This window comes from Flavobacterium laiguense (assembly GCF_003097655.1).
GTDB classification, from domain to species: Bacteria; Bacteroidota; Bacteroidia; order Flavobacteriales; family Flavobacteriaceae; genus Flavobacterium; species Flavobacterium laiguense.
On record NZ_QCZH01000001.1, the window covers coordinates 22,656 to 35,620 of the forward strand.

At 34.9% G+C, this 12,965-nt stretch carries 7 protein-coding genes; 4 read left to right on the forward strand and 3 right to left on the reverse strand.

Translation table 11 applies throughout. The annotated features are described in order from the left end of the window. The first annotated feature begins 9 nt into the window (after positions 1 to 9). Genes DB891_RS00125 through DB891_RS00140 form a run of 4 tightly spaced genes read left to right on the forward strand, consistent with a single transcriptional unit; the run spans position 10 to position 7,791 of the window. Complete coding sequence (locus DB891_RS00125) at positions 10 to 2,007, forward strand: MGH1-like glycoside hydrolase domain-containing protein (protein WP_116759383.1); 1,998 nt, start codon at positions 10 to 12, stop codon at positions 2,005 to 2,007. A 35-nt stretch (positions 2,008 to 2,042) separates the two neighbouring features. Then, positions 2,043 to 4,178: a beta-galactosidase gene (locus DB891_RS00130; RefSeq protein WP_116760295.1), complete on the forward strand. Its 2,136-nt coding sequence runs from the start codon at positions 2,043 to 2,045 to the stop codon at positions 4,176 to 4,178. A 29-nt stretch (positions 4,179 to 4,207) separates the two neighbouring features. After that, positions 4,208 to 6,547 carry an aminotransferase class III-fold pyridoxal phosphate-dependent enzyme gene (locus DB891_RS00135; protein ID WP_223256014.1) on the forward strand — a complete coding sequence of 780 codons (2,340 nt, stop codon included), beginning with the start codon at positions 4,208 to 4,210 and terminating at the stop codon, positions 6,545 to 6,547. A 23-nt stretch (positions 6,548 to 6,570) separates the two neighbouring features. Then, on the forward strand, positions 6,571 to 7,791 hold the full coding sequence (locus DB891_RS00140) for a M24 family metallopeptidase (RefSeq protein ID WP_116759385.1): 1,221 nt from the start codon (positions 6,571 to 6,573) through the stop codon (positions 7,789 to 7,791). Positions 7,792 to 7,862: 71 nt separating this feature from the next. On the opposite strand, the gene DB891_RS00145 is transcribed toward DB891_RS00140, so the two are convergent. The 3 genes from DB891_RS00145 to DB891_RS00155 all read right to left on the reverse strand — a co-directional run bounded on the left by DB891_RS00145 (position 7,863) and on the right by DB891_RS00155 (position 12,805). Continuing rightward, positions 7,863 to 10,022 (reverse strand): S9 family peptidase, encoded by a 2,160-nt coding sequence (locus DB891_RS00145; protein WP_116759387.1) that lies wholly within the window; start codon positions 10,020 to 10,022, stop codon positions 7,863 to 7,865. A gap of 251 nt (positions 10,023 to 10,273) precedes the next feature. Then, positions 10,274 to 11,566, reverse strand: a complete 1,293-nt coding sequence (locus DB891_RS00150; protein ID WP_116759389.1) for an aminopeptidase P family protein — start codon at positions 11,564 to 11,566, stop codon at positions 10,274 to 10,276. Between the two features lie 3 nt (positions 11,567 to 11,569). Then, positions 11,570 to 12,805 (reverse strand): NAD(P)/FAD-dependent oxidoreductase, encoded by a 1,236-nt coding sequence (locus tag DB891_RS00155; RefSeq protein WP_116759391.1) that lies wholly within the window; start codon positions 12,803 to 12,805, stop codon positions 11,570 to 11,572. Positions 12,806 to 12,965 lie beyond the last annotated feature (160 nt).

Here is a 12,965-nt window from a genome sequence, read left to right on the forward strand (position 1 = left end):
TGCCAAATTATGAAACAGATTACCAAAATTTTATTGACAGCCTTGCTTTGTTGTAACGCTACATTCGGCCAAAAATCATATCCTAATTTAGAGGCCAGTAAAAACAGTTTGAATTACAAAGGAAATCCAACAAACGCAATAGATCGAAAATCTTTGTCTTTTTCAGATAAAGGAGCTTGGTTTGGATTTGGGTTTTTGGAAGCATCCCAAGCACAAGGTGGTTTTTCAGGCCCTTATTTATTAACGGAACAAAATGGAGTCTGGATAAGTCCTTCTTTTGTTTCTCTTCATCTTTTAGATAACAATAAACAAGAACTGATTAATTGGAAAACATCTTTAGTTCATCAAAATAGTTACAATAGCCATTTAGAACAGCAATTTCAAAATGAAAAACTAGTTGTACAACAACAATTAGTATTTTCTTCTGGACATTCGGCTTTGCAAAAAACGAGTATTACCAATCGATCTTCCGAAACTATAACGCTTTTCCCATCTTTTGAATCTAAATTATTTTTGGATGATTTACAGTTGTCCAATGAAAACAAAATCTTGAAAATCGTTTCCACAAAAAGCAAAGCCATTGGTTACATCCAATTTTCGAATACCAATACTATAGAAATCTTAAAAGAGGGCTACAAAACACAACTTGAACAAATTATACTGAAACCAAATGAAACTGCAATAATTCTAGTTTCTCAAACTTATATTTTTCCACAATACTCATGGGAAAATGAAAAGAAATCTTTGGCAGCAACAAAATTTAATTCCATACTTACTGCAACTCAAAAAGAAAAAGAAAATCAATTAGCTCAATTAATAGCCAAAAAGAAGACTGTATATAAAGAGGTAACCTATTCCAATTTACTAGCAAAATCATTACTCACGTTACAAAATAATTCCAAAATTGCAGTAGAAGGATTGAAACATGATGGCGTTTTTCCAAGTTACCATTATGAATGGTTTAATGGTTTCTGGGCTTGGGACAGTTGGAAGCATGCAGCAGCTCTGGCAGAATTTAATCCCAACTTAGCCAAGAGCCAAATGAGAGCGATGTTTGACTTTCAAAAAAAGGATGGTTTCATTCCTGATTGTATTTATAGAGATACTTTAATTGAAGCAAATAATTATAGAAACACAAAAGCTCCGCTTGCCGCTTGGGCGATTTGGAAAATATACGAAAGAACAAAGGATATCAATTATTTGAAAGAATTTTACCCAAAACTCACATTGTACCACAACTGGTGGTACAAAGACAGAGACCATGATCAAGATGGTTTGTGTGAATTTGGGTCAACAGACGGCACTTTAATTGCAGCTAAATGGGAAAGCGGCATGGACAATGCCGTTCGATTTGACAACAGTACCATTTTAAAAAATAGTGACACTGCCTATTCATTAGATCAAGAAAGCGTGGATTTAAACGCCTATTTATATGCCGAAAAAATATATTTGAATAACATGGCTCAAGTATTGAAACTTACTGAAGATTCAAAAAAATGGGAATCCGAAAGTGCTTCTTTAAAAACAAAAATTCAAAACCAATTTTGGGACGCCAATTCTGGTTGGTTTTATGACACTAGTATCGATGGAAAATCGTTTGTGAAAGACATGGGATGTGAAGGTTACATTCCTCTTTGGGCTGAAGTAGCCTCTCTTGAGCAAGCAAAAGCAATAACAGGAAATATGACGAATCCCGCTATATTTAATACTTTTATCCCTTTGCCAACATTAGCTGCCAACCATCCAAAATTCAAACCTGAAGGAGGTTATTGGAGAGGTCCTATTTGGCTGGATCAAAGTCAGTTTGCTATAAATGGATTGGAAAAATACAATTATACTAAAGAAGCAAATCAATTATCTCAAAAGCTTATTTATAATGCAGAGGGAGTTATGGTGAAAGGTGAAGCTATTAGAGAAAACTACCAACCTATTACAGGAAAAGGGTTAGAATCTTTTAATTTTAGTTGGTCAGCAGCACATTATATGATGCTACTTTTAAAAGAATAAAAACATTAAATTTAATCAACGTATTTATAAAAATCATGATCAAACAAAACACATTCATTGCGAAACTGTTATTTTCTATTATACTTCTAATCAATTGTAATTTAAATACATCTTTCGCTCAAGAAAAAAAAGCAGGCGTACTAGAAACAAAAAATCCACAACGTTTCTTTCCAAAAGCCGATTTAATGCAAATAGGAGTTTACTATTATCCAGAACAATGGCCCAGAGAACAATGGGAACGAGATCTTAATAACATTAAAAAACTAGGGTTTGAATTTACGCATTTTGCAGAATTTGCATGGACCTACATGGAGCCAGAAGAAGGGAAATACGATTTTAAATGGCTTGATGATGCTTTGGCAATAGCTGAAAAATCGGGATTAAAAATGATTCTTTGCACCCCTACACCTACCCCTCCAGCATGGATGGGAGAAAAATATCCTGAAATTTATTTAGTAGATGCTAATGGACGCCGAAGAGAACATGGTAATAGAGCAAATGTATCTGTAACCAATGCAAAATACCAGGAATATATAGACCAGATAGTAACCGAATTAGGGAAGAGATACGGTAAAAATAAAAATATCATGGGATGGCAAATTGACAATGAACCTTTAGCTACTGCCGATTTTAGCCCCTCTGCTCGCAAAGCATTTCAAATTTGGTTGAAAGCCAAATACGGAACCATAGAAAAGCTAAACACAGAATGGGTTGGTAATTTTTGGAGTACTCGCTACAATAACTTTGAACAAATTGTTTTACCCAATGCAGAAATCTACACTGAAGACAAATTAAGTCCGCATGCTGTTTTGGATTTTAAGAGATTCACTTCCGATGCGCAAGCAGCATACTTAAATAAACAGGCAGAAATTCTTAAAAAATATATAGATCCAAAACAGTGGGTAACTACCAATTTTACCAATGTTATTTACGATGCCGACCCTAGAAGTGCAAACAAAATGGATTTTATTACCTACACTATGTATCCTGTAAGTGGGAGAAATCCATTAGGAGGGAATAGTTTTAGAATGGGGTCTCCAACAAAAATCTCAGAAGCAAATGATTATTATCGTTCTATAAATGGGGTCACTGGAGTAATGGAAATGCAACTAGGACAAGTAAACTGGGCATCGATTAATCCTCAATTACTACCTGGCACAGTACATATGTGGTTAACTCAAGCTTTTGCTGGCGGATGCTCTTTTTCCTGCACGTATCGTTACAGACATCCACTTGGAAGTAGTGAAATGTATCATGATGGAATTGTTGGAACAGATGGAGTAACGCTATCTACTGGAGGAAAAGAGTTTGTTCAATCCATTCAAGACATGAAATTGTTACGCAAAGAATACAATCCAAAAGCAGTAATTCCTAAAGAAATTGAACAAAGAAAAACAGCTTTTTTGTGGAGTCATGAAAATCTTTGGGATCTTGAAAACCAAAAACAAACGGAGTTTTGGAATACTTGGAAGCATAGAAATACCTATACTACGGCTGTAAAATCTACAGGAGCGCCAATGGATTTTATTACTGAAGAAGATGATTTTTCGGCTTATCCTTTTATAGTAGCACCCGCTTATCAACTTATTGATCAAAAACTGGTAGACAAATGGACTAAGTATGTTGAAAATGGCGGAAATTTAATCCTTAGTTGTCGAACAGGACAAAAGGACAAAAACGGACATTTTTTCGAAGCCAATTGGAATGCTCCAATTGTACCTTTAATAGGTGCTGATGTCGAATTTTTTGACATGTTGGCTGCCGATGTGACTGGAACTATCAAATCAGGAACCAACTCTTATGAATGGAATAGTTGGGCAGATGTTTTAAAACCAAAACCAGGAACAGAAGTTTTGGCTACTTACAATGATCAGTTTTACAAAGATAAAGCTGCTGCAGTTACAAGAAAATTAGGAAAAGGAACCATTACTTATATTGGAGTGGAAAGCAAGGATGGAAAATTAGAAAGACAAATTGTTCGTACTATTTATGAAAGAGCCAAAATAGGTATTGAAGATTTACCAAAAGGAGTATTTATAGATTGGAGAGATGGGTTTTATGTGGGAGTTAATTATACTAATGACCCAATAACCTTACCAATTCCTCAAGGTAGTAAAATACTGGTAGGAGAAAATCCGTTACAACCAGCACAAGCGATTATTTGGAAATAAAATTAAATTAGAAATTCAAGTCATCAATAATGACATTAATACATAATACAACAGAAACGATGAAATGTACTGAAGCTCATATAGAACAATTATCAAAAGAACATTACGGATTATCCGTTACAGCAAAAATGTTAAATGGTTATGATGAATTAAATTATCTTTTAACCGATACAAATAACAAAAGATTTATATTAAAAGTATCTGATGAAAATCAATCCTACCCTTTTTTAGACGCGCAAGTAAAAATAGTTAAACATTTAGCGAATAGCCCAATATCAACCAAGTTTCAACAATTTTGTATCAATACTCAAGGAGAAGAACTAACTCCTATTATAGAAGATGGAAAAAAGTATTACTTGCGTATTCTTAGTTTTCTAGAAGGTAATTTTTGGATTGATAAATCAAACAAATCTACTGACTTATATTCAGAATTGGGACGTTTTATGGGGACTATGGATAAATCGCTACACCATTTTTCACATACTGCCATGCATCGTCATTACACTTGGGATATCAGCACTGCTAGTGATGCTAATGAAAAATTGAAGTATATAAAAAATCACGAAAGAAGAAGAATTGCCAGTTATTTTCTATTGCAATTTGATATGGAGGTACTTCCGCAACTACATTCTTTGCGTCATGCTTATATTCACAACGATGCCAATGATTACAATGTAATGGTAGATGAAACAACCGTTACTGGATTAATTGATTTCGGCGATATGGTATATACTGCTTTAATTAATAATGTTGCCGTAGCCTGTACTTATGCTATGCTTGCAAATGAAGATCCACTTACTGCTGCATCATTAGTTGTCAAAGGATATCATGAATCGTACCCCCTTACTATTCAAGAATTGGATGTATTGTATTATTTAATTGCAGGAAGACTTTGTATTAGTGTAACTCAATCTGCTTTCAATGGTTCATTAGACACCAATAATGAGCATCATTTTATCACTGAAAAACCAGCTTGGGATTTATTATATCAACTCATTAAGATTAATCCAATCAAAGCGCAAGATACTTTTAGAAAAGCTTGTGGTTTTGAAGGAGTAATAAACGAAGGAGATTATTCTGACTTATTAAAGAAGCGTCAAAAGAATGTTGGTAGAAACCTCAGTATTGGATACAAAGACAACTTAAAAATTGTAAAAGGAGCACTTCAATATTTATATGATGACAAAGGAAGAACTTTTGTAGATTGCGTCAATAATCCATCACATGTAGGACATTGCCATCCAGTGGTAGTTCGTAGTATGCAAAAACAAATTGCAACTCTTAATACCAATACGAGATACTTAAATGACACCATTTTAAAATACGCTGAAAAACTAACAGCTACTTTACCATCCGAATTAAGCGTTTGTTATTTTGTGAATTCTGGTAGCGAAGCGAATGATTTGGCAATACGAATGAGTCGTCATTTTACGAAACAAAAAGACATTATTGTACTTGACCATGCTTATCATGGAACATCTACTGTTGCTATGGAAATGAGCCCCTACAAATTTGACAGCAAAGGTGGTTCTGGAAAAATGCCTTGGATACACAAAGCAATCAACCCTGATTTATATAGAGGTCCATTTAAATACGGAGATGAAAATGCTGGCGAAAAATATGCAGCAGATGTGCAACGCATTATAGAAGATTTAGATAAAGAAGGAAAAGCTCCAGCCGTTTTTATTTGCGAAACATTATTGGGCGTTGGAGGTCAAATTCCATTACCGAAAGATTATTTAAAGACCGTTTATAATCATGTACGAAAAGCAGGAGGTGTTTGTATTGCCGATGAAGTACAGGTAGGCTTTGGTAGAGTTGGTGATGCTTTTTGGGGATTTGAACTTCAAGATGCCGTACCCGATATTATTGTATTAGGAAAACCAATTGGTAACGGACATCCTTTAGCAGCTGTAATTGTTACTAATGAAATTGCGGATTCATTTAATAATGGATTGGAATATTTTAACACTTTTGGAGGTAATCCTGTATCCATGGCGGCTGGTTTAGCGGTTTTGGAGGTAATCCAAGAGGAAGAAATGCAAGAACATGCTAAAGTAGTGGGGAATTACTTAATGAATGGATTAAGAGGATTGATGCAAAAATACCCAATCATAAGTGATGTTCGAGGACATGGTTTATTTATTGGTGCCGAAATGGTAAAAGACAGAACGACGATGGAACCTGCAATTCCTGAAATTGACATTGTAGTAGAAAAAATGAAAGAGTATGGTTATTTATTAAGTACAGATGGTCCTTTACATAATGTGTTAAAAATAAAACCACCTATGCCTTTCAATAAACATAATGCAGATGAAATGGTTGCTTTTTTAGATGTCATTTTAAACGAGCTAAAAATTATAAACTAATATTAAATTATATACAAACCGATATGAAAAATGGAATTGGCGGGTCAACTGCTCAAATTGAATTAGATAAAATAGACAACAGAACCCAAGGTGTACAACCCATTCAACTTCAAGAATACCAAGATCGATTAAAAAAAGCGGCTCAATTAATGCAAAGCCAAGATATTAAAGCCGTATATCTTAATGCAGGAACCAACTTGTATTATTTTACAGGAACCAAATGGAATGCTTCTGAAAGAATGGTGGGCGCCTTATTATTTGCAGATGGAAGTTTAGAATACATCGTGCCTAAATTTGAAGACGGTACTTTCAAAAAATATCAAAAAATAGAAGCTACTATAAATTGCTGGGAGGAACATGAGTCTCCTTATACTTTAATGGGAAATTTATTGAAAAATAAAAACATTACAGAAGGAACTATCGCAATTGATGAATCGGCAGCGTACTTTTTGGTAGATGGTGTTATTAAGGCAAACCCTGATTACACGTTTATTAATGCACAACCGATAACAACAGGATGTAGAATTCAAAAATCGGCCAATGAAATTGCAATAATTCAAAGAGCAAAAGATATTACGATGGAAGTACACCGTGCCGTTGCACGTATTTTACGTCCAGGAATTAGTGTAAAAGAAGTAACCGAATTTATAAATGATGCACACATCAAAGCGGGAGCCGCAGCGGGTTCATATTTTTGTATCGTTTTATTTTCTGATGATTCTCAATATCCTCATGGGGTAACTGTAGCCCAAGATTTAAAAGAAAATGATATTGTTTTGGTGGATACGGGTTGTCAACTAGAGGGATATTTATCGGATATTACCAGAACGTATGTTTATGGCACTCCAACTGCAAGACATCGTGAGATTTGGAATCTAGAAAAACAAACACAACAAGCCGCTTTTGATGCAGCACAGATTGGAGCTACTTGTGGATCTGTAGATGATGCTGCTCGTAAAGTACTTGCTGCAGCAGGATTGAGTGGAGATTACCAACTTCCAGGTCTTCCACATCGTGTAGGGCACGGAACAGGATTAGATATACATGAACATCCTTATCTAGTAAGAGGAAATACAAGAACTCTTCAAGAAGGAATGGTGGTTAGTAATGAACCTATGATTTGCATTCCTGGAGAATTTGGCATTCGTCATGAAGATCATTTTTATATGACTCCAAATGGTCCAAAATGGTTTACTACACCAATGCACAGTATTGACAATCCTTTTGGATACGATCAAAATTAAGTTTCAAATATTAAACTAAAAAAGAGGATAGCTTTGCAGCTATCCTCTTTTTTTATGTAGATATAAAAATACTATTTCGCTCCCGCAGGGCTATATTCTTGAATAAATTTCATGAAGGTATCCGTCAAATGTTTTTTGGTTCCTTCACCTTCATTAATGCTGTGCGATCGGTTCGGGTAAATCATCAAATTAAACATTTTGTCGTATTTAATCAATTTATCAATAAGTACTTCGGCATTTTTATAATGCACATTGTCATCGCCTGTACCATGTATATAAAGTAGATTTCCTTTTAGGTTTTGGGCATATGTAATAGGAGATGCTTGTTTGTAAGCGGCTTCACTTTCATCTGGCAATCCCATATAACGTTCCGTATAAATGTTATCATAAAAATGTTGGTCAGTAACCGCCGACACCGCTACTCCTGTTTTATAAACATCAGGATATTGAAATAATAAATTCAAAGTTACAGCTCCACCACCACTCCAGCCATGCACCGCCACTCTATCGGTATCGATAAAATTCCATTTCAAAATTTCTTTTGCTGCCATTGCTTGGTCACGAGTATTGATAATACCTATATTTTTATAAATACATTTTCTCCATTCCGTTCCTTTCATAACTGGTGTTCCTCTATTATCAAGCGCAATTCCAATATATCCTTTTGGAACTAAAGCAGCAATAAAATCGTTAAAATAAGGCTCATCATTTGCAACAGCTTGCATCGGTTCTCCATAAACATAGAAAAAAACTGGATACTTTTTATTGGCATCAAAGTCTAATGGTTTTGCCATTATACCGTCCAATTCCACATTGTCTACCGTTTTTACTTTAAACTTTTCTAATGAATAATCTCTTTCTGGTTTAGCAAAAACGTCTTTATCTAAGGGGTATGCTTTTTCATGGTTTTTTAAAGCAATCAAGCGAACGTTCCAATAACGGTTAATATTTGAATTGGTATGTTTTGCAAATGTTGCATCTGGAGAAAATGTATATTCATTTGTCCCGTCAAATTCGGCAGGAGTAGTACGTTTTGTCTTTTTGGTATCTAAATTCGTTTCATACAAATATTTTTGAGTAGCATCTGTAGGACTCGAAGCAGAATAAACAGTACGGGTTTCTTTATTATAGGCTAAAAAATAAGAATCGAAATTTTCTTTGGTAATTAGCTCCTTTTTCTTACCGTCCATGCTTATTTTATAAGTATGCATCCAACCATCAGCGTCCGAACTCCAAAGAAAAGATTTCCCGTTATCTACAAGAGTACAAGAAAACCCATCATAAACTCCAGATGAAGTGTCAAAAACATCAATCCAAGCATTTGATTTTTCTTGGTAAATTAAAGACGCTTTACCCGAATTGGAGTCGCAATTGTAAATAGTAGCTTCATTTTGATGTCTGTTTAACTGCACCACCATTAATTCATTTTTTCCAATCCATTCCATTCTTGGTATATAATTATTATCTGCATCCCCAGGAACAGCCAACCAATTGGTTTTTTCTGTAGCTATATTGATTACTCCAATTTTTACTGAAGATGGTTTTTCTCCTGCTTTGGGATACTCTACAGGCACAACATAAGAATACAATGAATCCGTATTATTAATCATCAAATGAAATTTGGTATCCGTTGCATCTACTCTCCAATAAGCGATACTAGTTCCATCAGGACTCCATCTAAAACCGTCTCTACAATTAAGTTCCTCTTCATAAACCCAATCAAAAGTTCCATTAATTATTTTGGCAGTACCATCCTTTGTTAATTGTTTTATTTTATGGGATTCTAAATTTTCTAAATAAATATTGTGTTTAGATACATAGGCAACATTCGTATTATCATTAGAAAACTTAGCAAACATCAACGATGAAGCTTCTAACTCTTTACCCAATTGATACCCTTTACCGGTTGCAAGATCAAAATACCAATAGTTCCCTTTGGTATTCCCACGCCAAACTTTTTTAGAATTGGTATAAATCAAAACTTTAGTCTTTGCAGTATCCCAAACTAGCTTTTCAATTTTACCTTGAAAACCGGAAGCTTTCATTTGCTCTTTAGATAAAACTATTTTATTTTCGGTTAGTTTTTTAGCATCATAAACGGCGATATTATCTTGTTCATTCACCCAAAAAGAGTGAGATTCAGGCAACCAATTGAGTCTATCAATATTGATGGTACTTTGCGCAAAAATTGTTTGGAAAAAAATGTAAAAAATAAGAAAAGCTTTTTTCATCGTGTTTATGTGGTCTTGGTTAATAAAGAATGATTGGACTAATTTACTCAGTTCTCAATTATATATTTTAATTTGTCTCGTTTATTTATAAAATATGACTGTCCAAAACTTATATTCAAAATAAATAGAAGTTCTATTGAAAAAATTGAACCTTTTTTTTAACTATATAAGGAATACCAGTTCATTTAAGTTCGCTTATCTGAACTTATATTCCTTATATGGTTCCTTTTTTTTAGGATATAAAGTCAAATTTATTGTTTCATTAAATCTTCAATCTCGTCCATTTCAATGGGCATTGCTTCGGATAAATTAATGTTACCGTCTTCAATCAACAGATAATCATTTTCCAAACGACAACCTATTCCTTCCTCTCGAATATAAATTCCAGGCTCGCAAGTGAGCACCATTCCTTTTTCGAATGGGCGGGAATACAAACCAACATCATGGACATCCAGTCCCAAATGATGGGCCGTTCCGTGCATGAAATATTTTTTGTAGGCTGGAACTTCCGGGCTTTGACTCTCGATATCTTCGGCGGTAATTAATCCCAGTTTTAGCAACTCTTTTTCGATTAATTGAGCCATTCCTTTTTCATAATCCCTGGACAAAATACCCGGTTTTAATAACTTGGAACCTTCTTTTAAACAGTTCAAAATCGACTGATACACTTCCCGTTGACGAGGCGAAAAAGTCCCATTCACCGGAACGCATCTTGTGGTATCCGAATTATAATTGGCATAACAAACCCCAAAATCCACCAAAACCATATCCCCTTCTTTACAAATACCATCATTAGAATTATAATGCAAAGCGCAGGCATTTTTTCCAGAAGCCACTATCGGTTTAAAAGCATGACGCTTTCCGCCGTTTTTAATCGATTCGTAGATAAGTTCCGCTTCCAATTCGTATTCTTTACAATTGGGTTTGACAGCTTTCAAAAGATTTTTAAATCCTTTGACGCTTATGGCAATCGCTTTCTTGATGAGTATTATCTCCTCCTCAGATTTTATGGGTCTCAATTCGCGTGTTATCTTAGCCACTCGATCGTACTGATGCAACGGATATTTTTCTTTACACCATTGTATCATCCGATCTTGTCTGGTGGTCATTTCAGACGTGGTTCTTTTTATATGTTCATTGTGTCCTAAATAAAAAGTATCTGCTTCGAAAGCAAAAAGCTGTATTGTTTTCTCAAATTCATGAATCCACTTTACATTTCTGATTCCTGAAATCTCGGTTACTGCTGCTTTCGATAAAAAATCACCTTCCCACAGTTTGGAATGCGCACTTACTTCTTTTACAAATAATATGGCTTTGTTCTCCTCTTTATAAGCATCCGGATACACTACCAAAATGGTTTCGTCCTGATCGATTCCCGTGAGATAAAACAAGTCATTGTTTTGGGCAAAACCCATCACATCATCGGCATTGGTTGGCATCACATCATTGGAAGTGAGAATGGCAATGCTGTTATTTTTTAATTTTTCTGAAAAACGTTGTCTGTTTTCTATAAAAAGGGATGAATCTATTTTGTCGTATCTCATCGCTTACAATTGAAACATTTGAGTATTAACCGAAGTGGCTTTATTGGAAATAATTTCCGTAACAATTTTACCTGTTGCTGGCGCCAAACTTAATCCCATCATGGCATGTCCAGTGGCCAATACTAGATTCGATATTTTTTTGTCTCTTGCAATAATTGGCAATCCCGAAGGAGTACAGGGTCTGAAACCAAACCATATGTCTTTTTCTTCTGGCCTGTCAATTTTTAAATCGGGATAAAAATCATTGATACTGTTTACAATTCCCTGAAGCCTATTTTGATTTATTTTCAAATCATTGGTATGGGTAATTTCCATAGTTCCTCCAAAACGAATATCCGTACTCATAGGTGTAACTGCCACTTTTCCTTCGCATAAAATGGAAGGAATTGAAGGTTTGTCTGTTCTGTTATTCAAAGTAAAACTATATCCTTTTCCAGGCAATATAGAAATATTAATATCTAATTTCTTGGCGATCTCCGGACTCCAGGATCCAGAAGCCAGCACCACTTCGTCTGTTGCAAATTCTCCCTTGTCTGTAATAATTCCAGAAATTGTATTGTTTTGCATTCTAAAATCTTTCACCAAAGTATTACTATGCACGGCAACATTCATGCGCTTGAGTTCTTCCTTGATGAATTGCATGAATTTTTGTGGATACAAATGAGCATCACTTTTATAATGAACTCCGCCTATGACATCGGTTCTGGTTCCTGTTTCTAATTTTGAAACTCCTTCCTTGGAAAGAAAATCTACCTCCAGTCCCAAACGTTGCGCTTCTTTACCTTCATGCTGTATTTCTTCGGCTACTTTATCCGTTTTATAAAGCATTAACAATCCTTTTTCTTCATAGAAAAAAGAATGATTTTCACGGTCTAAATCCTGAAATAATTCTTTACTCAACAAAGCCAAATCTCTAAGCGCCGGCATTGATTTCTCTACGTGTTGCGGCGTGGCGTGTTTGTAAAACTGCAAACCCCATTTTATCAAATCGTAACTCAATCTTGGTTTTACATAAAACGGACTCTGACTATCAAACATCCATTTCATTCCTTGCGCAATCATTCCTGGCTGAGCCATCGGAATGATATGAGAAGGGACAATCATCCCTGCATTTCCATAAGAACAACCATCGGTCATGTCCGATTTGTCAAAAACAACTACCTGATATCCTTCTTTGGCTAGATAATAAGCCGAGCACAGCCCGATTATTCCTCCACCCACAATACTTACTTTTTTCATTATCTCTATAAATTTGAAAAAATCATTGGCATGAAGAATAGCCAACACAGCAATGATTTTTTTTTAGAATATCATTTTTTGGAGTTCTACCACTAGTTTTGTGGATATTCTTTTTTTGCCGCGAATTATTCACGAATTATTTCATTATAATCTTAAAGAA